This is a genomic window from Rubritalea profundi (genome assembly GCF_002954445.1).
GTDB lineage: Bacteria > Verrucomicrobiota > Verrucomicrobiia > Verrucomicrobiales > Akkermansiaceae > Rubritalea > Rubritalea profundi.
In genome coordinates this window covers 442,221-468,348 of the sequence record NZ_MQWA01000001.1, presented here as the reverse complement: position 1 = coordinate 468,348, position 26,128 = coordinate 442,221, and the positions used below count along the sequence as shown (strand labels likewise).

Annotated in this window: 18 protein-coding genes and 1 pseudogene; 11 read left to right on the top strand and 8 right to left on the bottom strand. The window is 50.6% G+C overall.

What is annotated here, in order from left to right:
- Positions 1–11 precede the first annotated feature (11 nt).
- The 4 genes from BSZ32_RS02060 to BSZ32_RS02045 all read right to left on the bottom strand — a co-directional run bounded on the left by BSZ32_RS02060 (position 12) and on the right by BSZ32_RS02045 (position 7,636).
- Positions 12–3,353 carry an SbcC/MukB-like Walker B domain-containing protein gene (locus tag BSZ32_RS02060; protein ID WP_105041879.1) on the bottom strand — a complete coding sequence of 1,114 codons (3,342 nt, stop codon included), beginning with the start codon at positions 3,351–3,353 and terminating at the stop codon, positions 12–14.
- Positions 3,354–3,388: 35 nt separating this feature from the next.
- A complete protein-coding gene (locus tag BSZ32_RS02055) occupies positions 3,389–4,192 on the bottom strand; it encodes a DUF4194 domain-containing protein (RefSeq protein ID WP_105041878.1) in 804 nt (267 codons plus the stop codon).
- Complete coding sequence (locus tag BSZ32_RS02050; RefSeq protein ID WP_105041877.1) at positions 4,189–5,619, bottom strand: Wadjet anti-phage system protein JetA family protein; 1,431 nt, start codon at positions 5,617–5,619, stop codon at positions 4,189–4,191. The genes BSZ32_RS02055 and BSZ32_RS02050 overlap by 4 nt, the downstream gene beginning before the upstream one ends.
- 1,615 nt (positions 5,620–7,234) lie before the next feature.
- Positions 7,235–7,636: a translation initiation factor gene (locus BSZ32_RS02045; protein WP_105041876.1), complete on the bottom strand. Its 402-nt coding sequence runs from the start codon at positions 7,634–7,636 to the stop codon at positions 7,235–7,237.
- 438 nt (positions 7,637–8,074) lie between these two features.
- Between BSZ32_RS02045 and relB the strand changes: the two genes are divergently transcribed.
- The 9 genes from relB to BSZ32_RS01995 all read left to right on the top strand — a co-directional run bounded on the left by relB (position 8,075) and on the right by BSZ32_RS01995 (position 18,162).
- A complete protein-coding gene (relB, locus tag BSZ32_RS02040; protein ID WP_105041875.1) occupies positions 8,075–8,290 on the top strand; it encodes a type II toxin-antitoxin system RelB family antitoxin in 216 nt (71 codons plus the stop codon).
- Positions 8,274–8,555 carry a type II toxin-antitoxin system RelE family toxin gene (locus BSZ32_RS02035; RefSeq protein ID WP_105041874.1) on the top strand — a complete coding sequence of 94 codons (282 nt, stop codon included), beginning with the start codon at positions 8,274–8,276 and terminating at the stop codon, positions 8,553–8,555. The genes relB and BSZ32_RS02035 overlap by 17 nt, the downstream gene beginning before the upstream one ends.
- 590 nt (positions 8,556–9,145) lie before the next feature.
- Entirely contained in the window at positions 9,146–9,670 is a 525-nt protein-coding gene (locus BSZ32_RS02030) for a fasciclin domain-containing protein (RefSeq protein WP_105041873.1), read from the top strand.
- A gap of 164 nt (positions 9,671–9,834) precedes the next feature.
- Positions 9,835–10,347, top strand: coding sequence for an RNA polymerase sigma factor (locus BSZ32_RS02025; protein WP_105041872.1), 513 nt, complete (start codon positions 9,835–9,837; stop codon positions 10,345–10,347).
- Positions 10,347–11,162, top strand: a complete 816-nt coding sequence (locus tag BSZ32_RS02020) for an anti-sigma factor (protein WP_105041871.1) — start codon at positions 10,347–10,349, stop codon at positions 11,160–11,162. The genes BSZ32_RS02025 and BSZ32_RS02020 overlap by 1 nt, the downstream gene beginning before the upstream one ends.
- Positions 11,163–11,954: 792 nt before the next feature.
- Entirely contained in the window at positions 11,955–14,483 is a 2,529-nt protein-coding gene (locus BSZ32_RS02015) for a fused MFS/spermidine synthase (RefSeq protein ID WP_105041870.1), read from the top strand.
- Between the two features lie 274 nt (positions 14,484–14,757).
- On the top strand, positions 14,758–15,543 hold the full coding sequence (locus BSZ32_RS02010) for a hypothetical protein (protein ID WP_129589540.1): 786 nt from the start codon (positions 14,758–14,760) through the stop codon (positions 15,541–15,543).
- Positions 15,544–15,548: 5 nt separating this feature from the next.
- Positions 15,549–16,469, top strand: a complete 921-nt coding sequence (locus BSZ32_RS02005) for a hypothetical protein (RefSeq protein ID WP_105041868.1) — start codon at positions 15,549–15,551, stop codon at positions 16,467–16,469.
- A gap of 205 nt (positions 16,470–16,674) precedes the next feature.
- Complete coding sequence (locus BSZ32_RS01995) at positions 16,675–18,162, top strand: hypothetical protein (protein ID WP_105041866.1); 1,488 nt, start codon at positions 16,675–16,677, stop codon at positions 18,160–18,162.
- A 121-nt stretch (positions 18,163–18,283) separates the two neighbouring features.
- On the opposite strand, the gene BSZ32_RS01990 is transcribed toward BSZ32_RS01995, so the two are convergent.
- Positions 18,284–18,991 carry a 3'-5' exonuclease gene (locus BSZ32_RS01990; protein ID WP_105041865.1) on the bottom strand — a complete coding sequence of 236 codons (708 nt, stop codon included), beginning with the start codon at positions 18,989–18,991 and terminating at the stop codon, positions 18,284–18,286.
- 466 nt (positions 18,992–19,457) lie between these two features.
- Between BSZ32_RS01990 and BSZ32_RS01985 the strand changes: the two genes are divergently transcribed.
- Together BSZ32_RS01985 and BSZ32_RS01980 are read left to right on the top strand one after the other, a co-directional pair.
- On the top strand, positions 19,458–20,363 hold the full coding sequence (locus BSZ32_RS01985) for a sugar phosphate isomerase/epimerase family protein (RefSeq protein WP_105041864.1): 906 nt from the start codon (positions 19,458–19,460) through the stop codon (positions 20,361–20,363).
- A 220-nt stretch (positions 20,364–20,583) separates the two neighbouring features.
- A complete protein-coding gene (locus BSZ32_RS01980; protein WP_105041863.1) occupies positions 20,584–22,095 on the top strand; it encodes a sulfatase in 1,512 nt (503 codons plus the stop codon).
- 228 nt (positions 22,096–22,323) lie between these two features.
- On the opposite strand, the gene BSZ32_RS01975 is transcribed toward BSZ32_RS01980, so the two are convergent.
- The 3 genes and pseudogenes from BSZ32_RS01975 to BSZ32_RS19965 form a co-directional block, all read right to left on the bottom strand.
- Positions 22,324–23,754, bottom strand: coding sequence for a DUF1501 domain-containing protein (locus BSZ32_RS01975; RefSeq protein ID WP_105041862.1), 1,431 nt, complete (start codon positions 23,752–23,754; stop codon positions 22,324–22,326).
- A gap of 3 nt (positions 23,755–23,757) precedes the next feature.
- Complete coding sequence (locus tag BSZ32_RS19970; protein WP_338066249.1) at positions 23,758–25,440, bottom strand: DUF1553 domain-containing protein; 1,683 nt, start codon at positions 25,438–25,440, stop codon at positions 23,758–23,760.
- A gap of 357 nt (positions 25,441–25,797) precedes the next feature.
- Positions 25,798–26,100 (bottom strand): annotated as a pseudogene (locus BSZ32_RS19965) (DUF1549 domain-containing protein); the annotation flags it as partial.
- Positions 26,101–26,128 lie beyond the last annotated feature (28 nt).

Genomic DNA, 26,128 nt, shown 5'->3' with positions numbered 1-26,128 from the left:
TGTGATGCGCCTTATTTCATTAGATTTTCAGTCGCTTCCTTACGGGTGAGTGAGACTGCAATGTTGCGGATGTGATTGACGCGGCCTACCTTTGTCTCCTTCTTAGAAATAACCATCGTCTGGTCACAAAGGTCGATTGCGTAAGGGATGTTTCCTGAAGACATCGAGAAAGCTCCCTGAAGACCAAGCTGGGTAAGCGCGTCAATACAGTCGCGGATACGTTCACCTGAAAGCTTCGAAAATGCCTCGTCAATAGGGACTAGACCAATGCTAGGCTCCTTGCCGCGGCGCTCATAGCGATGGTATGCACGGAGGTAACAGGCGAGGATAGCGATGAAGTAGGGTGACTGGTTCTCACCACCTGAGAACTTGCCTGAATGCTTGTCTACTGATGTTTCACGGCCATCTGGGTCGCGGGTGTCGAGTACGGACATGTCGTAGTCGTAGTAGTTTCGGTAGTCGAGGAAGTTGAGAGCTTCAGCATTGTTAGGGTCTTCAACAAGAGTGTCGAAGATTCGTTCGACTTCTTCCTTCGCTTCCGAATCGATGGATTCAAAGAAGAGAGAATCTTCATCGGCGAGTGCGCTGTTATCAACCAATTTCTGATAGATTGCGTAGTCTGGATTACGCTTCTTACGGATCTGGTAGAGATGAACGCCGATCGGTTTGTTGAGCTCTTTGTTGAGGAGCTTGAGAGTGAGGTCGACTCGCATCAGTGCGCTGCGCAACTTGACGAGAACTTGCTTGCGGAAGATTTCTTGCCAGTTGCGTTCCTCGCGCTCGGCTTTGCCTTCGTAGGCTGGAATATCACTTTGCGCAATGCGCTCAAGTCTCTCATTCCAGGGAGTATTGCCTTCATCCTCAGGAGAGAATTCATTGTAGATTGGAAAATCCCTAGCGAGCTCTTTACGCGTTTCTACGACAGATGCCCACGAGATGTGTGCTCTGTCGATACAGGCACGCTCGAGTCTAGCAGACTGTGAGACTGCGAGATCTAGCGCCGGGAACTCAGTCATTAGATTTTGATAGAGTTGTTCACGTCGCTCGTCGTGCTCACCGAGACCGATGCATTCAGCGCGGAATCGAGCGAGTTCAGCATCTGCTTTATCGAGTTGTTCTTGGTAATCTTCTAGGCTGCCTTGTCGGCGTCCAAGTTCGAGCTTGAGTTCAGATTTTCTGAGGCTCTTGAGTTCGCGATCGTAGCCGCCAAGTGTGTAATCGAGGTTGCCGAGCTCCGCTTCCTTTTCTTCGAATCCACCACCTTCGATGGTCTTGAGACGATTGATATTATCCTGAAGTCTGTCTTCAGAGCTTTTGAGCTGTTGGAGGTCGGCGAGTTGGGCGCCGAGGCTTGGGCTATCGAGACGTTGTTTGCGGTAGTTGTTTTCACATTCAGCTAACAACTCAGCGAGTGGCTGGAGACGCTCTAGTTCTTTACGGATTCGCTCACGCTCTTTTTCGAGAGTGATTTTTTGCTGCTCGAGTCCACGGCTACCAATGTACGGAATATTGTCGTAATGCGCTCGGCGCTCAGCGAATGGCTTACGGTAGGTGAAACCATCCGGGAGGATCGATGAATTGTACTTGGTGAGGTCTTTAGCGTCTTCCACGCAAATTAAGCGCCCAAAGAGGTGATCGACAATCGACTGTGCTACTGGGTCGTGACATTCTAGATGGTCAGCTAAACAGTTAGGCTCACAGCGTGAGTTGAGATCGAGCGCTTGATCTGGATTGATCAATGACTCACCAGGTGCTCCACCTTTCATTTCACGGTAGATTGTTTCAGCGAAACGGTAGTTCTCGGGTTCTACGACTACGGCGAACTTTCGGCTAAAGGCAATCTCGATGGCTGGACGCCAGCGTTCGTCTTTGACCTCACAGAGCTCACGCAGGGCGAAGGCTGCTGGGTCGCCATTCCTACGGCGAGGTAGAGTGGTGTTGACGGCGTCTAACAATACTGAGCGCTGGCTGACTTTGCCGCGATCCAGAGTTTCTAGTCGGGCTGAGAGCCCGCGCAGTTTGTTGACCTTTTTCTCCACATCATCACGCAATGGCTTCTCAGCATCTTTCGATGCGTAGTGAAGGTTACGGACATTGTCGGCGAGTTCTTCTAAATTTTCGGTGAGTTCGTGAAGTTCGCAGTTCTCCGTGGCTGTGAGGGATTTCTCTACAGACTTGACCATGCCGTGGGGGAGTTTGATCCCAGTTTTTTGGAGTGACTGCACCCAGTTGCGGATCATGCGGCAGCGTAGCACACGTGCCTCGCTGATAGTTTTTCCAGCTTCACGGAGTTGGTTGATCTGAGCTACAAGCTTGCGGTTGTCTTCACGGATGTGAAGGAACAAGCGACCGTCTTCGGTCTCGTTCAGCGCGTCACGTAAAATATCACGGCGTTCACGACCACCTTTGAGGAGACTTTCAAGCTCTGTCTCACGTGAGTTTTCTGACTTGGCTTGTTTCTCGAGTTCGTTGATTTCCTCTTCTAACTCTTCGACCATTTCACGCAGTTCCTCGCACTGGAGATCGCGGGAAATATCGGCGTAGAGGTCCTTGTCGATGATCGACTGTTTATTCGTTTTGAAGTCTTTACCAATCGACTCTAGTAAATCTAGTTGCTTGCGAAGGGCTGTGAGTTCTCGCCGAAGGGACAGGAATGCGTGGTAGGAATCGCGCACTTCTTGAATGCGTACTTCATCAGGTGGAAGAACGTAATTACGGCAAAATTTGTTGAAATTATCGAGGAAGGTGAAGGACATTGCCGCCGGAAGCAAATAGTCGAGAGTCTGGCGATCGTAGTTGAGGTGGCTTGGTAGAGCCATTTCGCGGCGGTACGACTCCATGGTGTCGAAGACCTTGCCTTCGCATTCACTGACGTAGTCGCGGAAGCTCGACCAATCGAGCGGGAAGTCGAATTGGTCAATCCAGTCAGTCTTATCCAATCGGCGCGGGATCATGAATCCATGACGGCGTGATGCTTGGTTTTGAGCTGCGCTATCGAATTCGATACGCAGCCCCCAAGTTTCCACCTTCTCACTGTTAGGCCAAGTGAATTCTAGTGCGACGTAGGTGGTAGCTCCATCATTACGCATGTACTGGGGGAGACCATCGATTTCATCTTTGGTGTCACCGAGACAATAGGATTTTAGCGTACGTGATGAAGCTTTACCAGTTGCAGATTGGTTATATTTGGACTTCTGGTCACCAATCAGGACAAGCTGGATCAAGTCCATCAAGATGGATTTACCAGAGCCCGTGACACCAGCAATAAGAAGGTTTCCATGGATGTCAAAAACATCTTGGTAACCAAACCAGTTGATAGCGTGGATGCGTGTGAGTTCGATTTTTCGGCTCATGCGTAGAAAGTTTGTTAAGAGTTATGTGGTGTGTGTTATTCCTCGTCTTCATCGAAATCGAGGAGCGCCTTTTCTTCGTTATCATCGTCTTTATCCTTAGCCTGTGCTGATTTGGGCTTGGATGCTCCCTCTGCTTTGTCGGTTTCATCGCTTGTGATGATAGGGGTTTCATCTGACTCGGTGTCGTCATCATCGACGTTGTCGTCATCATCGAGTGTCGGGTCGGTGGACTCCGGCTCGGCCTGGAATATACTAGCAGCTTTGACCCATTGTTCGACGCCAGGAAACGGGATAGCGAAGCGAAGTGTCGGTAGAATCTGGATAACTGAGTCGGTGAATTGCTCTTCCCAATCCATTTCGATCAGGTTGAAGCGCGTGAAGCGGCGGAGGATTTCCTTCATGCGTGACTGCGAGAGGGACTGCATGCTAGGAAATTTATTTTGGAACTGCTCGTTAAATTCTCGGAGGTTGAAATAAACATCGTGCGCTCCATTTTCTCGGACTTCGACGTCGAAGTCGTACCAGAGCGCGAGGGCCACGAGGGTTTCGTCTCGTTTGAGTTTACGGGTGAGGGACGGGACCTCAGGGATCGCCATGATGAGCCTCTCGTCTCGTTGGATAATGATTTTTAGCCCTAACAGCACCGCCCATTCTTCTAACCATGGTTGGTGTTCGACCGACCAATCGTAGAGAGGACGCTCGGCGCCACGTGCACGAAGGAGAGATCCATGTGCTAGGAGACGATGCGCTACATCTTGTAGCATCTGGCGATCTCGATCGCGCAGGGTGTTGTTGAACAATGACTGATCTGTATCAGTTACTATAGCTGTTGGGTTCATCGTGCTTTAGGGTGGATGGTGAATTGATCGAGGAGCATTTCGTCGACTAGATCTGGCTGCGGAAGGGGGGCGTGCGTGGTTTCATCACGCGGTGTGTTGATTTCGTACTCGCTTGCTAGTGTGTCGCTATGGAGTAGGAGACCTACTGTGTTGAGTAACCATTGATCTACGTCAGTGGGGATGTCTTTCGAAGCTAGCCCCTCAGAGCCCACGTTGAGATTTTGGAAGAAGCGATTGGCTCGTAAGGTGGTGAGTGAGGAGTTTATGTTTTTACTCATTTCTTCGAGAGCGTAGAATGAATCATCGTCGTCGTAGAAATCATTGAGAGGCAAAGGTTCCCCTTTGGCTCTTGTCGTTCGAGGTTTGAATAACGAGTCGATACCAGCGAGCAGACTCACTGCTGGGATTTTAAGGCTTGGTAGTTCTAGCTCTTCCGGAAGAGCATTGAGCTTACATTCAGCATAACGCTCATTGACACGTTCAAAGAGTTCACGAACCTCGGATCGTCGGCCACTGGAAACCTCTTGGAGGTAGCGGAAGCGGGCAAAAGAACGGCGGGCGAAATCGGCGGCACGGCGGTCGACAGCCTCAGCCTGTGGCTCCACGCTATCGAGCATGCTAGCCGTGTCAGCGAGGGATGTTTGTACGCGGGAGGCGACCTCTTTGTCAGTCAGCTCTGGGTGACGCTTCTGTAGCTCCAACTCCATCTTAGCAATGACTGTCGGGTTGCTGTGGATCACGTTGAGTTGTTCTCGAGCTAGTGGAATACGCACTGGAATGTCGAGGTCAATTAATGACTTGTAGGCGCGCTGGCCGATGTTCTCTGAGAAGTCGTCGTAGAGAACTCGGAGGTTTTCTTTGATCGAGTCGGATTTAAGTTGGCGCTGAGTGAGTCGGGCCATTCCTTGCTGCATGGAGCGCAATTCCTGTAAGCCGTAGCGCAAGTTGTCGGTGCAGGCTTCAAGGTCGGAAAGTGGGTGCTTATCGAAAGCATCCTTGTCCATGATTCGGGAACACACGAGGTGGAGCTTGTCAGTAAAGGTGACTTGCTCAGGGTACGCCATCCTGCGTAGGCACTCTAGCAGAAGTTCAGCACGGCTATCGAGATAGTAAACGCGTTGGTAATCTGAGCGCTTGGGCTCCTCTAACCACTCGGACTGAAGCATCTGGCGCAGCATTTCAGCTGCCGTGATGCGGCTCAGCTCTTCGTCTAGGTCTTCAGGGAGGTCGATGTTCTCGATGCCTCCAACGATGATGTCGTCACAGACTTGGATCAGCTCTGGGCGTGTGAGGCCTACACCGTGACGGTGGCGCTGGATGCTTTCAATCTTATCAAGCGCATCAATATAGAGTCGACCATAACGCCATGTTAGTACGGCGAAAAATCGGCTGGGTGTGTCTCGAAATATTTGTTGGCTCAGGCTCACAGCCCAGAATTCTATAAATAGTCCCCGCTCTGGAAAGCTGTAAAAATAGTTTTATAGGGGATCTCTTATTAGTGCTTTAAATTTTAAAATTAGAGGGTCTTTTTGTTTGATCCTTACCTGATCAATCACCTCTAAAACCCCCTTATGGGGCTTCATTTATTTCTCTATATCCATAAATTAGAGGCTAATTTTTTTAATCTCACTTTGCTGATGGTTAAGGTATATTGATTACCTATTTACGTGTAACGAGTGTGATTTTAGATGTCACTAATACCATTTGAGCAGTTAGGTTGTCGGAATGACTCAGAGAATTTGAAAGCCTCAGAGTCCCTCAACGACTCAGCTCTGTTGCTAGAAGAAAACCCACAAACTCGTCATTCCGTAAATATATCTGGGAAAATGGTATAAAACACAGGAAGAGTGCGTGCGCAATTTTAGCCTCCTTTGAGCTCGCTCATGAGCGGCAGCTCTTCGAGTTAAGTCTTTAGCTCATCAAGCACTTTCTCGCTGTGGCAACGGTGCTTATAGAGTAAAACAATAGTCGATTAAGGACTAATATTGTCTGTCTTCGCAATTGTGCCCTATGAAAGCCCCTCCGAACATCTCCCCCCAAAAGAAAATTTCTAGCAGTCAGTCAGTGAGAAACATGGAAACTTCTAACTTCCCGACCTTGTCAAGATACCTCTTTGGTGGCCCGTTATTCAGAGTCATGCTGTTGCTTGGCTTAATCATTTCTACCTTTGAATCTTCCGAGGCGATGCCCGCAGGTACGATGGACTCGGCCTACAGACATTAAATCGGAGATGCTAGTTTATTCCATGAACTTGCCAGCAAAGAGGCGGCAAGCTACGGGCCATCGGCCATCAGAAATGATAAAGATTTAAAGGAGTTTGTTCTTAAAAATCCAGATGCTCGACTTCTTAATTTAGAGCGCTCCACGGTAACCGACGCGGGCTTAAAGCATGTGGCTAAGCTGCAAAAATTGGTCGCTATTTTTTTTCAAAAACAATGAAAATAACGGGCCCGGGTCTAGAGCATTTGGCTGGATTGAAGAAGTTGAAGGAATTAGTATTATACAATATCGGGTTTTCAGACTTTAGCCCATTATCGAAATTGAAAAATTTAGAGAGGATCTATGCCCCAATGATATTTAATGCCCGAAGTAGCCTTCAAGGAATGAAAAGCTTGGCACAGCTAAAGAAGTTGCGTTATTGGCATCTGAGTTGGTCATCGATTAGAGCTGAAGAACCTGAAAAGTCTAATCATCCCATCCCATCCTGCGCAGGATCCTCTCATTACTCAGGTGGAGACAGACATTTTTATAACAGCGATGAAAAAATCGTCTCCTACTATAGAAGTGCGAACAGGCTACTAAGGCATATTCGGCGAGGCTAGCATATTGGCCTTACTTTCTGCTTCGGTGAGCAATCTACGGAGCAAACAATAAATAATCTAGGGTAATCTACGGAACAGACAATAGGTGATCTGAAGACACCAATCGCTGTGTTTAAAGGGAATTTCTTCAGATTCACTTTTCTGTGAACGATGCATGGGTGATCTAATAAGATCTAGATGCCTCTGATCTACCCAAACTGCCACTGGCGAAAGATATACCCTAGCCACCGGCTAAAACTGGTTTGAAGCCGGCTTCAGTTAGGATGCGCTTCATCTCGTCTCGTTTGTCGCCTTGGATTTCGATGCAGCCATCCTTGACGGTGCCGCCTACACCGCAGGCTTTCTGGATCTTCTTCGCGAGTTGTTGTTTTTCAGCAAGTCCGATTCCGATGAAATCCTTGGCGACCGTGACCGCTTTACCACCGCGGTGCGCCGTCTGGCGGACGATGTCGACACGCCCTCGATTGGTATTTTTCTGACCGCGGGTTTTCTCAGTGCTGACAACAGGCAGAGATCCTTCCGGCCCTGCCGGCAAGTCTCCGAGCGCGTCTAGGGCTCCAAACGCATTGGGGATTTGCTGATCTTCTGCAGAACTATCAGACTTTCTTTTCTTCCGACTCATGGAGTGGATTCAATGGCGAATCTTAAAAGAATTCACGCTTATTCGATATGAACGGTTAAAATGGGAATCAAAGGACTGATCTAAATGGCATGATTTCAAGCTCAGATTTGTTAACTCTGAGTGTAGTGGCGGTGGTTTCCAACCGCCAAGCCCAAGAGTATCAAATACGGACGAGGCGGTTGGAAACCGCCGTCACACTCCCAAGTATCACTCAGCCAATCAAAAAAACTGATACTCTAAAATAGAGCTCGGCACGCACAAATAAACAGACAGACTAATATCGACTAAATTGCTCCAATCCTCTATTTTATGAGGAATATGCAAAACGATGTCCCTCCTATAAGGCTCTATGAAGCACGAATTGACTAGTAGTATTGTAGCAAGGCAAAAAGATAAAAACCATTTGCTTTACATGTATAGCACGAGAATTCTTCACCCATGCTAGCTATCCGACTAAAGCCCGAACTCGAGGAACGGCTTGCCTCTCTTGCAAAGAAGACGGGTAGGACGAAGACTTTCTATGCCCGCGAGGCCATCGAGCAGCATCTTGAGGACTTGGAGGACTTGGAGGACTATTACCTAGCCGCTGAAGCCGCCAAGAACCCCGGCCGTATTTATAGCTCGAAGGAGATGAAGCGTGAGTTGGGATTATAGTTTCACTGCCAAAGCTCGTAAAGAACTCAAAAAGCTCGGGCACGAGCCAGCACGCAAGATAATTCAGTTTCTTGATGAACGTATTCAAGGTGGTGATAACTCTCGTGAATTTGGCAAGGCTCTAGGAGGCGACCTCGGCGAATATTGGCGTTACCGCATCGAGGATTATCGCATTGAGGATTATCGCATTCTCTGCGAGATCAAGGATGACTCTCTCATTGTTCTTGTCGTCAAGGCGGGACACCGGCGCGATGTCTATCTTTGATCCTCTTTTGCTGCTGATTGCCCGTTAACCTATGAGACATAGAATCCTTGAGATGGTAACTGATTATTTGGTCTAGCGAGCGAGGGATATTCGCCTTTTTCGGAAAACCAACTATCTCTCAACCCCTCTCCCTATCAATGGGCGTGGGTTTTACTATCCAATAGAATATCCAACAGCCAACAAGGAATATCCAATTTTCAAGTAGATTGTGCCATCGCGGTATTTCGACCTAGCGACCTAGGGAACAGACAATATGTGACCTGAAGACTCATCTTCGCGAGTTGTTGTTTTTCAGCAAGTCTGGTCCCGATGAAATTCTTGGTGAACGTGACTTCTTTGCCGTCACGGTGCGGCGCCTGCCTGGCGGACGACGTCCAAACGCCATCGATTGGTATTTTACTGACTACAAATATGGCATTATTAAATAATGCTTAAATAGTGCCGTATACTGGAGCGTCATTTACAGAAAATGCACTTTTTTGAAAAAATTAGCATTTCTTGAATCCGAATTCGAAAAATCGTCGAATACTACAATGAAGACCCCAACTGAGGGTCGATTAACAAAACACAAAATATTAAATAGAAATACTATGAAACACATTACTACTACAATCGCACTCGGTCTTTTCGCTCTCGCCACACCAGTATTTGCGGATGATGCTAAATCTGCCAACAATTCTGCCGTAGCTACCGCTAAGAAAGACATCGTAGATACAGCAGTAGCCGCTGGCTCATTTAAGACTCTCGCTGCCGCACTCCAGGCCGCGGGTTTAATTGACGCCTTGAAAGGTGATGGCCCGTTTACAGTTTTTGCCCCCACTGACGAAGCATTTGCTAAACTGGAAAAAGGAACAGTCGAAAACCTCTTGAAAAAAGAGAATAAAGATAAGCTCGTTGAAATTCTCACTTACCATGTTGTCTCGGGCAAGGTCATGGCTAAAACAGCTGTAACCCTAGATAAAGCTACAGCCCTAAACAAAAAAGATATCGCTCTAGCTGTGAAAGGTAAATCCCTAACACTTAATTCTACCGCCAAAGTTATCAAGGCTGATATCGATTGTACCAATGGTGTGATCCACGTCATCGACACAGTCATCCTACCACCAGCTAAGTAAGAAAGCATCCACCTCAGTCTCTCCGTTGCCACACTTTCGTGGCGACGGAGATAAATATTGACCCACTCTAACCACTTTGTACTCTACTCAGGTGATAGAAAAAAAATTCATACGCCTCTGGCGGTGAGGTCCTCAAAGACGTAGCTCAAGGCATTGAACTTGCTATGAATCACTGTATAGATAAATATAGTGGCCTAGTGTGGACTATTGCCAAACGTTATGTGAAGAATCAATCTTCCGCTGAAGATCTCGTTCAGGAAATTTTCACAGAACTCTGGAAAGTCGCTGATCGCTTCGACCCAGATATTTCTACAGAGTGCACTTTTATCGGCATGCTTGCACGGAGAAGATCTATTGACTTTGTTCGCAAACAAAGCAGACAACCTCAATTTGAGTCACTTCCCGAAGTTGAATCGATGGATCATGCAATAGAAACTCCTTCAATCCCAATCTCCTGCGAAGGTGAAGATATCCGATCAGCAATTAAAGAACTCCCTCCAGAAACTCAGAACATTTTTTATCAATACTTTGATGAAGGAATGACACACTCCGAAATCGCCCAAAAATCCGGATTCCCTCTAGGAACTGTAAAGACGCGACTCAGAAGAGGTCTAATCGAAGTACGAAACAAACTACGCCATCTCGACGTAGTTCAACCCTTAACCTCAGCCAACTAATGAGCGATCAACATAATCATCAACGCTACGAAGAGCTCGAAGCTGGATACATTCTCGGTGACTTAGTTGCCGCTGAGATAAAGGAATGGAAAGATCTTTCCAAGCTATTTAGCAGTGAGAACGACATCTCGCTAGAGCTCACAGCTTCGGCCATAGAAACCGAGTTTCTCCAGTATCAGGGCGCCGTCGTTCCTGAAAACCTACTAGCGGCCTTACACTTGGGAAAAGCTCAATTTATCAATGAGGCAAATGAAGAAACCCAGTCCGAAGATACTATTATAAGGCCGTCAATTTGGAACAAAGTATTTGCTGCACCTCAGACTGCTTGGGCAGTAGCCGCAGCGCTCGCTATTCTATTAGTCATAAATGCAGTCTTACCTAATTCCCAAAAAACTCCTGACCCAGCTATTGCTGCATCCCCTATTCCAGCAATGGAAGCTAGGGACAAACTCATCAACCAAGCAACTGACATAGTTGAACTAGAATTCAGTGGGGGGAAGCAATATGAAGGAATGGCCGGTAAGGTGGTATGGAGTGATAAACTCCAGGAAGGATATATGACTTTTACAAACCTTGCGTCAAATGATCCTAAGATAAATCAATACCAACTATGGATTGTTGACCCGACCCGTGATGAGAAGCCAGTGGATGGGGGAGTCTTCGACATACCATCCGGTGGGGAACCCATGGTCATCCCCATCAATAACCCTCTAATTGTCACAGCGCCCAAAGCTTTTGTCATTACTCTAGAGCAACCCGGTGGTGTGGTGGTATCTAAGCAGGATATTGTAGTTGCCTCAACTGCCAATTCTTAACAACTATCGAAACAAGTTACTACTGTCTCAACTTTAAATGACAAGCTAGCTGATGAGCTGCTTTACGGGTTTGCCTTTGCTGGCGACTTTGAATGAGCGTCCTAGGTGCGACCTGAGAGAACAGACAATATGTGACCTGAAGACTCCGATCCTTTTGTTTACAGGGAATACCTCCACTGTCACTTTTCTATGATGGATGGGTGATCCAAAACGCATGGCTCAGTTTCCAAAGCTCTTCACTCTGTCCAATTTTAGAAATCCTGTAATTCAGCCTAGGTTTACCTGCTCTTTTCCAGAACACCGCGGCATGTGAAAAATGACAGATCTGTTTTGGGGGACAAGCACTAGTAGAGGGCTTGTTGGGGGAGTTGGAGTTTGGCGGTGGGGGCTGTGGGTTAGCAGCTTTGCTGGGTTTTTTTGAGCGACCGGGACGGTCGCGCTACGTGGCAAAGAATCCACGGAACGGACAATAGATGAGATGAGGGCGCTGATTCCTGGGTTTACTTGGAAATATCTCAACGGTCACTTTTCCATGAGCGGTGAATGGATGAAATTATAGGCGCGTAATTTTTGCGGATAAAGGGCTGAGATTTCATCAATAAATCGGCTCGGAGAAACTGCGTTCGCGTGCATGTGCTTGTGGGGATTTTCCCCTTGCTTGAGCTTAGATCAATGGTCAGTGTCCACATAATCAAGCCCATCTCAACCGCAGCCTCAAGGACGCCACTTATATAGCAAATTTCTAGCAGTTAGTTTGAATCATCGGCGAATGCTGCGACCGAACCCATTTCAATGATCATTTATCTTCTCGTTTTTCTCTCAGGTTTTTGCGCCCTAATCTATCAGGTTCTGTGGATGAAGCAGCTGGGCTTGTTGTTTGGTAACACATCGCATGCTGCTGGGGTGACATTGGCGGCATTCTTTGCGGGTTTAGCTGTCGGCAGTTGGTTCTGGGGAAAGCGCTCAGCTCAAAGCCGAAAGCCGCTGCGCATCTATGCTGGGCTGGAGCTGGGGATTGCCACCACAGCGCTGCTGTACTTTGTGGTGATGAAGGGCTACCACGTTATTTATCCTGAGTTGTATCAAAGTGTGCATTCGGGCGCTTGGCTTTTATTGGTCAAATTCCTGCTGGCGCTGGTGCTGATTTTTCCACCTGCATTTTGCATGGGCGGGACCATACCAGTGATCGGGCAACACGCGATCCGGATCAAGTCCCAGTTCGGATCGACCTCGGCATTGCTTTATGGAATCAATACACTGGGAGCGACGCTTGGCGCATTGCTGGCCGGTTTTTTCATGCCGCTCTGGTTTGGGTTTCGGGGGACTTGTTTCACCGCCATCGGGATCACGTTGATCATCGCGGTTCTGGCGATTCTGATTTCCCGTTCGTCTTCGGCATCGCAGGTGGTTGATGCTAATAGTAATGAAGACGAAGCTCCGTCTAGCGGGAAGGAGCCGGCTGGGGTGCTGAAGCGCGACCGGAACCGGATCGTGCTGACGGCGATTTGCTTTATGTCAGGGTTTGGGGTGCTGTCACTTGAGGTGCTTTGGACGCGGATGTTTGCGCTAGTGTTAGAAAATTCGGTCTACACCTTTGCTGCGATTCTTGTTGTGGTGCTGTCCTGCCTTGCCGGCGGATCATTGATCAGTTCCGTGCTTGCCCGATGCAAGTGGTCGCCGAACCTTGTGCTCACGGTCTTGCTTAGCCTTAGCGGGCTGGCGATCGCTCTGACGCCCACTGTTTTCATGGCGTTGACTGATTCATTCCAGTTCCAAGCACTGAAGGCGACGTGGGTGGATTTTGTGTTATTCATATTCAAGATATGCGTGCTGACCATTGGTCCACCGGCCTTGTTGCTGGGTACGGTTTTCCCTTACCTGCTGAAGACTGAGGAGCAATACACCATCTCGCCAGGCAGGAGTTTGGGACGGCTCGCGACGATCAACACCATTGGAGCGGTCCTCGGTTCGATGGTCTGTGCGTTTCTGTTTCTCGAGCTATTCGGCATGTGGCGTTCCATGCAGATCATCGGTGGCATCTACTTTCTGATGGCGGTAGGGATGCCGGCGGTTCGCGGTCGCGCGGGCATTGTGATAAAGAGTGCCAGCGTTGCCGGGCTGATTCTGTTGTTCACGGCGCTCAACCCGTCCCAACTGCCGGTGACTGGTGGGCTCGAGGGGCGCGAGGATGAAGTGACCCTGAAAGCATGGGAGGGGAGCGATTGCACGGTTTCGGTGGTGCGAGGCAACGACGGGCTATCTATCAAAATTAACTCCGACTACGGTTTAGGGTCGACGAAGGGTCGCATCAGGCAAGCTTGTCAGGCTGAAATCCCGCTGATGCTCAAGCCCGATGCGAAGTCGGTCTTTTTTCTGGGAATGGGAACGGGAATCAGTGCGGGTGCAGCTCTGTCTGATCGCTTTCCTCAGGTGGAGCGGGTGGTCACCTGCGAGCTGTCACCCCATGTGATCACCGCCTCCAAAGAGTACATGACCGATGTGGATGGGGTGGATCTCACCAACGGCCTTTTTACAGATCCGCGCTCCACGGTTCTGGTAGAAGATGGTCGGCATTATCTGATGGCTACCAAGGAGAAGTTTGATGTGATCGACGCGGATCTATTCGTTCCCCACCGTTCAAGTGCCGGCAGCCTGTATACCAAAGAACATTTTGTAAGTGTGAAAAATCGTCTCAATCCGGACGGGATCTTCGTCCAATGGTTGCCTGCTTATCAGGTGACGGATTTCGAATTCCACGTGATTGGCCGAACGATGCTGGAGGTGTTTGATCAGGTTTCGCTCTGGCGCTGTGACTTTGCACCATTTGATGAGGTGATTGCCTATGTGGGGCACAATGGTGACGCACCGCTGGCAGCATGTGATATCGACGATTCGGAGGCGAAGATGCGTTTTCTCCAGAGCAATGGGCAAGACGACATTTACACCACCCTCAATCGACAAACGGCGCTGTTGTATTATGGCGGAAACATCACGGCTTCGAAGGAGCTGTTCGCTGAGTATCCGATCAATACGGATGACAAACCGGTGATCGAATACATGGCACCAAGGTATTACCGAAACAAGGGCGAGAATGAGACGCCATGGTTTGTGGGTCCCTACATCCTCAAGCTTATCAAAAATCTACAGGAAGCATGTCCACCAGATAAAGACCCCTTGCTGGTCAATCGCAAGCCAGCCAACCGTCGCTTGCCGCTAGCGGGGAGTGCGTATCAAGAGACCAAGCTGTGGTCTCAATTTGGCAAGAATGATGAAGCGCAGGAGAGTTGGCAACAATTCGTCAAGGAATGGCTGGACCAGTAGAGCCACGAGGACAACGGGCAGGCATAGAAATGTAGGATTTTCGCCTTGAACTCCCTCTGTTCATGCCTTCGTGTTCACACATTCCATTTGAACAGTTCGAATTATTAGACAGACTAATAACGCTGTGAGGTTCTGTTTGACGGCGACGATACCGGCGATAAGCGCACTCTAGTTCTCGATCCCACAGATACTCCATTTACCTCCGTATTTCAAAATACACTGCTGCGAAAAATCTCCTTGGCACGGCGGGGAAGGGGACTAAAATCCCAAATTAGTGAAAGGCACGAAAATGGGTCGTTTCACCGCCAGCACGATGCACTCAGCCACCTCACTCAAAAAACGAATTGCTAGAAATGTGATTATCTTGCTTGTCTGCGGAATCGGCATTGGAATCACCCTGCGAACCATTGACCGTGGAAACGCCCTGGTGGAAGTTGCGATTGCTGAACCCTCAGCCGGAACTTACGAGGAACAGTTCTCGACTGCTCTGAAGCATAGCGACGAAGAGCAACAAAGGTGGGCCGCACGCGCCGTTTTTGCGAATCTCGAATTGGCCGAGCTTACGCCTCTTGTGGCGCGGGTCGAAAAGTTTACTGGAGAATTCTCCGAGAAAGAAGGCGGACGCGGAGGCTGGATTCTCTGCGACGAGTTCTACGGTCGTTGGGGCGAGCTCGCGCCGCTCGAGGCGCTGAAATCCCTCAAGAGCCACAAGTCATACTGGGCTGGGCTAGATGGAGCCGTCTGGACCGGATGGGCGCGGACCGATCCCGATGCCGCGGTGGCAGCCTACGATCCAAAACTCGAAAGTCAGTATTCACGCGAACTGCAAGACGCCATTCTTGATGGACTCTGCGCGGTGGATCCCACCAAGCACTCCGTTTTGCCGATGCACAGGAAATTGGCAGTGATTATAACTTCACTCCTGAAAACCGCGACGAGATCCGTGCCCGCTATTCCGCCAGCTTGGACCTGCTTGAATATGTCCCGGTCGAACGTCCATACGACACCTTCGGGCTGGCTCTCTACTCGTGGATTCACCGGGATCCGGAAGGTGCGCTAAAGGGAATGTTAACACTCCGATACGACTACTTGCAGCAAGCCTCGCTAAACGCCCTTTTTTCCAACTGGATGATACGAGACCCGGATGCCGCGCAACTTGCGCTCGCTAAGATCACCGACCGCGGCCTGCGCGAGTCCACCACCCACACGGCGATGCAGGCTTACCTTCTTCGCCACCCACGAGAGGCCTTCGAGAGAATCATCGAATTACCCAAATACGTAGCATATGTGTATTCAGATGGATCTTCTATTAATGCCGACCCATTCGCGGAAAGTGACCCCTCCGAGGAAGCCGAAATAATCGAAGTTGACGAGGAGGATAGTAACTATCCTCTTCCTGATCGTTTCTGCTATACGGACCGCGGAGGATCCCACGACAGATTGGAACTGATCAGCGAAGCTGCCGCCTCACTCGCTATATTAGAAGGAAAGGCTGCCTGGGACAGAGCTGCCGCAATTAAGAATAAAAACAAGCGTTCCGCAGCGCTCGGTGGAGCGCTCGCCGGTTGGCTCATTTTCGATCTTGAGGAAGCGGCCAGCTTCGCCGCAGCGGGGATTGCCAATCACTCCTTCGAAGATCCCGGCGGTCCCGACTTCCCTAACTTTGCCGCACGCTTGGTCAGCAAGAACCTAGCACAACGCGATTTCAAACAAGCGATCGCCTGGGTAGAGGCTTTGCCCGCTGGTCGATTGCGGGAGGCGGGTATCAAAACTGCTGCGGACACTCGGCTCGATCAGGCTTTGCAGATTGCCCGGAAAGAAGCCTCGCCCGATGGCTGGGTGAATGAGAAGGTTTTCCAAAAAGCCCAGAAGCGGGAGTACGCACCTGTGATGGAATGGCTCGCATCACTGCCTCCCTCCAAGGGTCGGGACGATGCCACTTACTGGCTCGTTCACAAATTGGAAGATCATGATGATCCAAGCTGAGCCTTGAGGTGGGCTGCTACTATAGGCAACCCTCGCTCGCGCCGCCTTTGTTTCGAGTCTCTCGCCAAACATATTTTTCCTAAGAAAAAGCAAAGTGATTCAGTGAGTTTTGATTTCGACGCTTGGTCGGTCGGCCACCCGGAGCTGGCTGCTGAACTGCGGCTGGAACTCATACGAAAAAATAACGACAAAGGAGGAAGCGACGATGAATAAAATCGCGACAGGAATCTTAGCTCTTATAGCGGGAGTCACCATCGGCTGGTTCGCGATGCCGACGGGAGAAACTTCCGTCTCCTCAGACAAGCCAGTTGCCAGTCAGGTTCTTAGCAAGCTTGTAGAGGCGGGTGAGATCATCGACGCCGAGCAGAGGTCGAGGGCGGTGAGGGCGGCTTTTGCGGACGCCAAAGCTGCTGAAATGAAAACTCTGGCAGCCCCAGTCATGCAACTCGCCGAGCGCCGGCCGGACATGAGCATTCGTAAAGAATTTCTAAGCCGCTGGGGGGAGCTTGCACCGCGAAAAGCACTTGCCTATCTCGGCGCCGAGTCTCTGCTCCGTGACCGAACTCCGGTGCTCACTGGTTGGGGCAGAACAGATCCTGACGGAGCCGCCGAGAGCTTTAGTCCTTCGGAAAAAGAATTGTCGGATAATTCCCATGCTGAGGCGCGGGCACTTCTTGCTGGGATCGCCGAAGCGGACCCGGTGAAGGCCCTCCTATTCGCTGACCGCTTCGCCCTAGCCGACCTGACACGCTGGGAGCCTAAACCTAGTATCTTTCCATCGAATCCGTCCTACGAGCCGTCGGGCAGTTACCAGAGGTCGATCGACACCTGGATTCCACACGATCCAACGGGAGCCTTCGAGGTAATGATCGCCCTCAAATCTAGCAGGGTGCGTGAGCAAGCTTTGAACGAGCTATTCACTGAGTGGCCATACCGGGATCCAGAAGCCTCGCAAGCGGCTGCCATCCGATTGTGGGAGCGCGCGCAACTCGACGGTGATTCCAGCGTTCCTTTCCATAGCCTCAAGCTGGTGGAAACTTTGGCTCAAAATTACGGCGAACTGAAAGGCGCGAAGGCATACGATCAAGCGATCAGCCTTGCCGCTCCAGATCAACGCCTTGCCGCCCTTAAAGCAGCGTTAGGAGGATGGAAGGGGTGGAGAGGACAGGGCTTGCCAGCCGTCGCGGATTTTGTCGCTATGCGCTTGAACAGCGACGATAAAACATCCGCTGAATCTGTATTGCTCGTTCATGCCGCGGGATGGACCGCCGGGTGGCTCACTGAAGATGGCGAGAAGGATGAGGGTATAGGGAAAGCAGCAGCTTGGCTGGAGAAACTTCCTGCTGGCGAAGCGCGTGACGCCGCTATCCGCAGCATTGTCTCCGCGTGGTCGTGGAAGCCAGAGCAGCAGAAGAAGTTGGCTGAATGGGCCAATACTCTCCCGCCCTCGCATCAGAGGGACATCGCCGTTGCCACCAGTGTGGCGACAATTTCCGAAAAGGAACCGGCAAGAGCCATGGATATGGCAGCGACCATCGATGACCCTACTCTGCGTGCCGAGGCACTCGCCCACGTAGGGGCTCGCTTTATTTCAAAAGAAGAAGGTGGGGACATGGCCTTTGACGTCCGAAAGTGGATGAGTCAGAATCCCAAAATAGGTAAAGAGCTGCGCGAAAACACCAAGACTAATTGAGCTGATTGAGCTGGAGATTGACTAATCTCGTTGTTTATAATCGGCTTGAAAATAGAGAATTCTCTATGAGGAGCTATGCTGTATCCGGGTCAGAACTTGAAGCCAATCCCTTGATCCAGATTCACTGCTCGAGTTGGCCTTCAGCTTGCAGTGCTTCCATGATCTTCAGGGCGGCGAAGGAGTCGTTGGCGGCGTAGAGTAATTGCCGTGGGGTGAGTTCGCGAAGCGCCCAGTTACTGGTGGTGGTTGATTTGGATTTCTTGAAGCATTGCTGGAGTATAACTCCCATGGCTCCACGGACGCCGATCTGTCCGCGGTAGCCCATCTCGCGGAAGACTTGGTCGAGGTCGAGGACGTGGTTGAGGGCGATTCCAAATCGCCTGCGGATCTGTGCGTGATCGTTCTTCAAGCCGAAGCCCACCTTGAGGACCTGCTTTGAGGCGATGAGATCAGCGGCGGCTTTCTCACACTCACTCCGATGAAGCTGGAAGATGAAGGCTTTGTCGGTGAGTGCGAATTGCACGACGTGGGGGCCGTCACATTTCTGTCCTTTTCGGAAAATTGGCTTGGCTTCGGTGTCAAACCCGCCAATCCCAGCGGCGAGAATTTCATCGACGGCATTGTTGCATTCAGCTCGGGTCCCAGGCACGTAAATTTGGTCTGGAGAAAGTCCTAGGAAGGCGGGTAAGAGAGCTGTATCGGCTTTCGTCGGCCCCATAAGCTGAGTTTTTTTTTGCTGGCCAGCCTCCGCGGGATTGGCACTGGAGTTCGGTGACGACGAGGCCGGGCGGCGACGTCGTCTTTTGGGATGTGGTTCAGGTTGATTCATCTCGTTGTAGTTACTTGGTATCTTTGGGTAAATTGTGTCCCTCAGCAAACTCTATTTCATGAATAAATGTTAGAACTCTACAGGATTTTGAAAATTGACCTCTGTTCCCGAAGTTTTATAAGGGTAGCTCCGCCAACTAGCGATGATGATGCAGGTTTACTTTCCTGCCCGTAGGGTTCTATTTTAATCATCTAAGCTTCACTTACAAATTTTCAACCTAAACATACAAAACAGCATCGTCGGTAGTTGCCGGAGGTGCCGATAAGTCCCAACCTAAGCAAATATGAGATCTCTGCGCACCAAACAACCTGAGTAGACCTGAGTATAACATCGGGGGCCGATAAATTATCAGTTCGTAAAGCAACGTGGATGCTGGTGGCCCGTATTTCAAAAAATATGTTATTGCGGTTTGTGGCTTTGTATAGAAAGTTTCAAGCGACTTTATTGACCAAAGAATCACAAAATAATGAATAAGATAACACGCATTCGACAGACATTCACCGGCCTATTGTTAGGAGTAATGATAACAGGAGCATCTGTCCCAGCTCTGGCGGCGGAGGAGAAAAAGCAAAAGCAGGAGAGCTACACGATTGGCTTGTCGATGTATTCGCTGCGTCATTTGTTTAAAGACGGGAGTTTGAAGCCGTTGGACTATCCTGCATTTGCGAAAAAGACATTTGGCATCACCGAGATTGATATCTGGGACGGTGGGTTCCCGGTAGATAAGAGAAACGATCTCAATTTTTACAAAGAGCTGAAAAAGCGCTCAGACGCAGCAGGAACAAACATTTTCCTTGTGATGGCTGGTGCGGTGGATGCTACGGGTGAAACAGCCGAGGAGCGCAAGAAGGGTGGAGATGCATTTCGCCAGTATGTGGACCATGCTGAGATCCTTGGTTCCAAGTTCGTGCGTGTTTTCCTGAAGGCTCCCGACGGTGGGAAGCGCAAGGTGGCGATCACTAACTCGATCGAAGCCCTGACTCCACTTGCCGATTACGCGAAGCAAAAAGGCGTGATGCTGGTTATCGAACCTGGTGCGTCAACTTGGGCTAGAAACGGGCATTTCCTCGCGGCTCTCGCGCGGACAATGAAACATCCAGCTTGCCGCTTGATGCCGGACTTCGGTAAGCTATCCGATCCATACTGTGGCACGGTGGCTATGCTGCCATACTCAGAGTCAGTTTCAGCCAAGAGCTGGGGATTCAATGAAGAGGGTGACGAGAAGAGCCTTAGTTATTTCCGACTCATCAGAAGTATCAATGATGTCGAATATAAGAAAATTATCTCGATCGAATACGAGGGCGAGAAAATGTCACCAGTGGAAGGTGTGAAAGCGACTCAGAAGTTGCTTGAGCGCCACCGTCCAGAATAAGGCTCATACCACTCGAAATTAGAAAAGAAACACATGCTGGAGTGATTCCTTGATGAGCCAAGACACTACGAAGCCGCGGTGCGAGCACCGTGACTGAGGGTGAGTCTAGAATAATCAAGGAGGCGCCCAGCATTTTACTTCATCAGCTCTGAAGCAACTGAAGAGGCTGGTGAAAAATAGAGTTGAACAACCTACTGCTAAAAGGCGGTAAACATTAATTATGAAAAGAGAATTTTTTATTATAGCCAGTGCAGCGTGTCTGTTGGTGGCTCAGAGTATTTCCGCAGCCGTCACAAGCGCAAAACCATCGAACGTGGTGATTATCCACGTTGATGACATGGGTTGGCGCGATCTCGGATGCATGGGCAGCCCAGTTTATGAGACGCCGCATATTGATGCTCTCGCGAAAACTGGCACGCTCTACACCAGCGCCTACGCGGCGGCTAATATCTGCACGCCGTCTAGATCTTGCATGCTAAGTGGTTCACAGCCCTCACGGCACGGAGTTTATACGGTGGTTAGAAATCGCGGTAAAAAAGAGCACTGGAAGGTGACTCCGCTAAAGAATAACCAATTCATGCCAAAGGATTTCCCAACGCTCGGGACCGTGCTGACAGCAGCTGGCATAGCCAACGGAGCCGTTGGCAAATGGCACGTCGGGGGGGCATCTCCCTCGAACGGTTTTAAGGAAGGCTACCTAGGTGGCTACCTTGGATTGCCGATCGATTATTTCGCTCCATTCAAGCTTCCGTTCCTACCGAAGAATGTTCCAGCTGGATCCTATTTACCGCCCTATGTTAGAGCAGCAGGTGTCGACTTTCTCGAACGCCACCAGAAGGAAAGGTTCTTTCTCTACTTTTCGACCTACCTGCCACATGACCAAATCAAAAATAAAGAAGGAGCGACACTGACTGCACCAAAAGAGGTGGTTGCCAAGTACCAGCGCAAGATCGCCGCTATGAAAAATGCGGGTCAAGATCTGCAGGGTCACAGCAATCCAGTCTACGCCGCCATGATTGAAGAAACCGATCGTTCGGTGGGCGCTATCATCAATAAGCTTGAATCTCTAGGACTGCGCGAAAATACCCTCGTTCTGTTTATTTCAGACAATGGAGGCGTCAGCCAATACACCAGTCAAAAACCACTGCGGGGAGAAAAGTGTGAGCTCTACGAGGGCGGTATTCGGGTGCCGATGATTGCCTCAATGCCAGGCAAGGTGGCGGAAGGTAAGCGCTCGGACGAGCCCATTTCCGGTATCGATTTTTACCCGACGATTTGCTCGTTCATGGGAGTGAAGCCGAGCGATGCAGACAAGGTCGATGGTGAGGATTTAAGCGAAGTATTCTTTGCTGGTAAAGCATTAGGAGAGCGCAACCTATTTTGGAACTTCCCTTCCTACAATAGCCCTAAAAACCCAGCCAGATGCCCGCGCACAGTCCTGCGCCGTGGTGACTGGAAAATCCACCATCGCTATGAGGACAACGGCTATGAACTCTACAATCTCAAGGAGGATATCGGTGAATCCAAAGACCTATCGAAGACCCGGCCTAAGGTTTACGAGATGATGCGTAAAGAACTTGATGCCAGCTACGAGCGCTTTGGCGCCGTCAAATCACTACCAGCCAATCCACAATATAACGCGAAAGAAGCCGAGGCCGAACGCGCCAAGCTCACCCCCGAAACCCTACCGCCAGCAATGACATCGGCACAGGCATACAAACTCTTGAGATGACCAACTCCCTATCCCCCCCCAACATCAGCCAAGAGAGATGAGTTTATTCTGCGGCCGTATCCGCTTTTGATTGATACCGTGGTTTAGCGGATGACTTCCACTAGCGCGACCGTCTCGGTCGCTTTAATTATCGAGGCGAAGCTAAAACCTAATAACGGATTCTAGCGGCTTCGCCGGAATGGTTTGGGGCGACCTAGGCGGTCGCACTACGTTCAACCACTTAATTAATCACACTAGAATCTTGTTCACCACATTGCCGTGTACATCGGTGAGGCGGAAGTCTCGGCCTTGAGATCGGGTGGTTAGTTTGGTGTGATCGAAACCAAGAAGATGGAGAATCGTGGCGTTGAGGTCGTGGACGTGCACTTTGTCTTCGACTGCGTTGAAGCCGAGGTCATCGGTCTTGCCGAGTTCCATACCGCCTTTGACTCCGCCGCCAGCCATCCACATACTGAAGGCGTTAGGGTGGTGGTCGCGACCATCGTTGCCGCCTTGGACCATAGGAGTACGGCCGAACTCGCCACCCCAGACGATCAGGGTTTCATCTAACAGTCCTCGTTGTTTCAGGTCTTTGACTAGTGCAGCGCAGGCTTTGTCGACATCCTTGCAGTTTTTCTTGAGGTCTTTCTCGAGGTTTCCGTGCTGGTCCCATGATTCATGGAAAAGCTCGACGAAACGCACCCCGCGCTCGACCAGGCGACGGGCGAGCAGGCAATTATTTGCAAAGGATGCTTTGCCGGGTTCCGCCCCGTACATTTCTATTGTTTTCTCTGATTCTAGCGAGATGTCGGTCACTTCTGGAGCGACGTCCTGCATGCGGAATGCCATTTCAAAGGCGGCCAAGCGGGAATTAATTTCAGGGTCACCTACCGACTTTAATCGTTTGTCGTTGAAGAAGTTGACTGCATCAATCGTGTCACGTTGCTGCTTTCTGGTAATGCCTTTTGGGTTAGAAAGGTAGAGGACTGGCTCACCGGTGGAGTTAAATGTGACACCATCATGCACGCTGGGTAGGAAACCCGAGGACCAGTTAGAGTTACCGGCGGAGGGGCCCTTAGTACCTGATGACATGACGACGAAGCTAGGAAGGTTCTGGTTTTCCGAGCCTAGACCATAGGAAACCCACGAGCCGAGTGACGGACGCCCGAACTGCTGTGAACCGGTGGACATGAGGATCTGCGCTGGGGCGTGGTTGAACGCATCGGTCTGCATTGAGCGGATCAGCGAGATGTCATCTGCGCAGGAGCCGATGTGGGGCAGGATGTCGGCCATTTCCATACCGCAATTGCCGTAGCGCTTGAATTCAAATTTCGAGCCGAGCAACTTGTTGTTTGGTCGGATGAACGCAGATTGGTAGCCCTTAAGAAGCTCGGGAGGGGGGACTGTGCCATCCATGCGACGCAGTTCCGGTTTGTTGTCGAACAGATCGAGATGGCTCGGCGCACCACCCATATAGAGAAAGATGACGTTCTTCGCTTTGGCGGGAAAATGAGGAGCTTTAGGAGCCTGCGGGTTTGCTATTACCTGGGATGCAGAGGCGGCACCTTTTCCTAACATGGTTGTAAGCGCGACGGAACCAAGGCTGAGACCGCAGTCCTTCATGAACCATCGGCGAGAAAAGGAGCGCTGGGTGTCGTTGAGTGTAGAATTGGGAAACATAGATTAGTTCTTGGTGATGGTTTCGTCTAAATTGAGAAGGGTCCGTGCAACGGTGGCTGCGGCGAAAAGTTTCTCTATAGGATGCGCTGAGAGATCTAGTGTGACCGGGTTGTAGGTCTTCTTGAATAACTTCGCCTGCTCGGAATCGGGAGTGAGGTTTGCCTTATAGACAGAAACCAAGGCTGCGACTTCTTCGGCATCAGGTGTCCTCGATGTGCAGCGCTCGAAGGCGCGGCTGAGCTTTTGCTCCAAGCTTCCTTCGTCGGTGAGCATCCTATGGGCGAGACCAAGCGCGGCTTCTAGCGAGACTTGCTCGTTGAGTGTCACTAGCGCCTGCAGTGGAGTCGTGGAAAGCGTCCTGCGGACACAGGAAATCGCACCGCTCGGTGCGTCAAAGGTCGTCAGCATTGGGTAGGGGACAGAACGGAAGCGGAAGGTGTAGAGCGCGCGGCGGTATCTCTGCGAATCTTCTTCCACAAGCCAGGTCTTAGGGCCGTAGGAGACAGGTCGCTCGAAAAGGTATCTAGGAGCCGGGGGGAAGACACTGCGTCCGCCAAGCTGGGGATTGAGCAGGCCGGAGCTAACGAGTTGGATGTCACGCACGGTTTCCGCAGGGACTCGGAAGCGCGAGGCACGTGCCAGTAAGCGGTTTTTGGGATCGCGATCCTGCAAGGCCGGGCTGACGAGCGAGCTCTGGCGGTAGGTCGCACTGGTGGTGATGAGGTAATGGATACGCTTCATGTCCCAGCCGCTCTCCATGAACTCGACGGCAAGCCAGTCTAGCAACTTAGGGTGCGAGGTTGCAGCAGCCTGATGGCCAAAGTCCTCTGAAGTTTCCAGAAGTCCGATCCCAAAGTAGGCCTGCCATATACGGTTAACCATAACGCGGGCGGCAACCGGAGACGCGGGGTCTACGATCCATTTTGCAAAGGTTAGGCGGGACTCTGGATCTCCCTCCGGCAGTGGATGTAAAAATCCGGGGACGTGCGGCTTCACCAAATGCTTGGGGTGCGTCTGCTCGCCACGGTCGAACAGTCGGGTCTCGCGAGATTTGGCAGTTTCCGCAGCTACCAGCGCCCAGGTAGGCTCGGGGACCTTGCTGTAAATACTCTCGATCTGTTTTGTTTCGGCAGCAAACTTGGGGTTGTTTTCGCGCCAATGAGCGAACATCCGGGCTGACTGCTCGGTGGTGCGTTTCTTCGGGTCTGTCAGCAACGCTTCCAGCACCAATGGCGGCATCTGATCCAGAGTGTTGGGCAAGGTGGGAGCCACCGAGATGCGCACGCGTCCGAAGTTGTATGTCTGGTTGTCGTCAGAGTTGAATCCGCCGTGCGGCTGAACGAGGCGATATTTGAAATGGAGTTTAGCATCCGCCTTGAGTGGCTCGGCAAGCTCAAGCGTGAGCACTGCAGGCTCGTTATTCCGGGCCGGGTCACGCTCGTTGGTCCATGCTGTCTTTCTGTCACCGTCTAGCGCAAAGCTTGCTGGGCCAGTCTTGCGGTCATCTGGATCCCGTTTGGCATTTTTCGGGAAGCGTAGAGGATCGAGCGTGGTAACTGGTGGGTTCACACTGGCCACCGGATTGGTGAACTTAAGATCCTCTAATTTAGCTGGGTCGGTTCCCGCGAGCAGGATGAACTCACCGAGCGCAGCAGTGCCCTTGGTTGAGCGTCCTGGCCCTAGCATCGGTAAATAAGGATCATTCATCGCCTCAAAGCGCACCGAACGGACGACTGGGATTTCCAGCGAGGAGGTAAATGATTCGGTGCCCTTAGTGGCAGCATAGCCCATATTGATGATGGATTTATCTGGCAGTGGGAAGTACTTCTGGCCGGAGTCGCCTAGTTGATAAAGCTCTAGTGCCTGCCACTTTGTGCGTGGTAGCGAGAGCATTTCTTCTTGCCATTTTTTGTAGGCTGTATCGACTTTGGAGGATTTCTTCGTGATTTCTCGATCGATCGCAGAAATCTCAGCAAACAGTTTATCTGTAGCTCGTTGTTGTTCTAGAGTGAGTGCAGCAATTGAGGTTTCCTCAATGCCATTCAGAAAGGCAAACATCCCGTAGTATTCATCATGGGTCAGAGGATCATACTTGTGTGTGTGACATTGCGCGCACTGCGCGGTGAGACCCAGCATGGACTTTCCAATCGCGTCGATACGGTCGAACACTCCCTCGATACGGAACTGCTCGGGCTTGGCTCCACCTTCTTCATTGGTCATCGAGTTTCGCAGGAACCCCGTGGCTATGCGGTCGCTCTGAGTGGCATTTGGCAGCAAATCCCCAGCGATCTGTTTGATGACAAACTCATCATAAGGCATGTTGTTATTCATCGCGTTGACAACCCAATCGCGATAGAAATGATGGTATTAACCC

Excerpts from the sequence above, each read along its gene's own strand:
- BSZ32_RS02060 (WP_105041879.1), bottom strand. The coding sequence starts at position 3,353 with ATGAGCCGAAAAATCGAACTCACACGCATCCACGCTATCAACTGGTTT.
- BSZ32_RS02055 (WP_105041878.1), bottom strand. The coding sequence starts at position 4,192 with ATGAACCCAACAGCTATAGTAACTGATACAGATCAGTCATTGTTCAAC.
- BSZ32_RS02045 (WP_105041876.1), bottom strand. The coding sequence starts at position 7,636 with ATGAGTCGGAAGAAAAGAAAGTCTGATAGTTCTGCAGAAGATCAGCAA.
- relB (WP_105041875.1), top strand. The coding sequence starts at position 8,075 with ATGCTAGCTATCCGACTAAAGCCCGAACTCGAGGAACGGCTTGCCTCT.
- BSZ32_RS02030 (WP_105041873.1), top strand. The coding sequence starts at position 9,146 with ATGAAACACATTACTACTACAATCGCACTCGGTCTTTTCGCTCTCGCC.
- BSZ32_RS02025 (WP_105041872.1), top strand. The coding sequence starts at position 9,835 with ATGAATCACTGTATAGATAAATATAGTGGCCTAGTGTGGACTATTGCC.
- BSZ32_RS02020 (WP_105041871.1), top strand. The coding sequence starts at position 10,347 with ATGAGCGATCAACATAATCATCAACGCTACGAAGAGCTCGAAGCTGGA.
- BSZ32_RS02015 (WP_105041870.1), top strand. The coding sequence starts at position 11,955 with ATGATCATTTATCTTCTCGTTTTTCTCTCAGGTTTTTGCGCCCTAATC.
- BSZ32_RS02005 (WP_105041868.1), top strand. The coding sequence starts at position 15,549 with ATGTTAACACTCCGATACGACTACTTGCAGCAAGCCTCGCTAAACGCC.
- BSZ32_RS01995 (WP_105041866.1), top strand. The coding sequence starts at position 16,675 with ATGAATAAAATCGCGACAGGAATCTTAGCTCTTATAGCGGGAGTCACC.
- BSZ32_RS01990 (WP_105041865.1), bottom strand. The coding sequence starts at position 18,991 with ATGAATCAACCTGAACCACATCCCAAAAGACGACGTCGCCGCCCGGCC.
- BSZ32_RS01985 (WP_105041864.1), top strand. The coding sequence starts at position 19,458 with ATGAATAAGATAACACGCATTCGACAGACATTCACCGGCCTATTGTTA.
- BSZ32_RS01980 (WP_105041863.1), top strand. The coding sequence starts at position 20,584 with ATGAAAAGAGAATTTTTTATTATAGCCAGTGCAGCGTGTCTGTTGGTG.
- BSZ32_RS01975 (WP_105041862.1), bottom strand. The coding sequence starts at position 23,754 with ATGTTTCCCAATTCTACACTCAACGACACCCAGCGCTCCTTTTCTCGC.
- BSZ32_RS19970 (WP_338066249.1), bottom strand. The coding sequence starts at position 25,440 with ATGCTAGGGCCAGGACGCTCAACCAAGGGCACTGCTGCGCTCGGTGAG.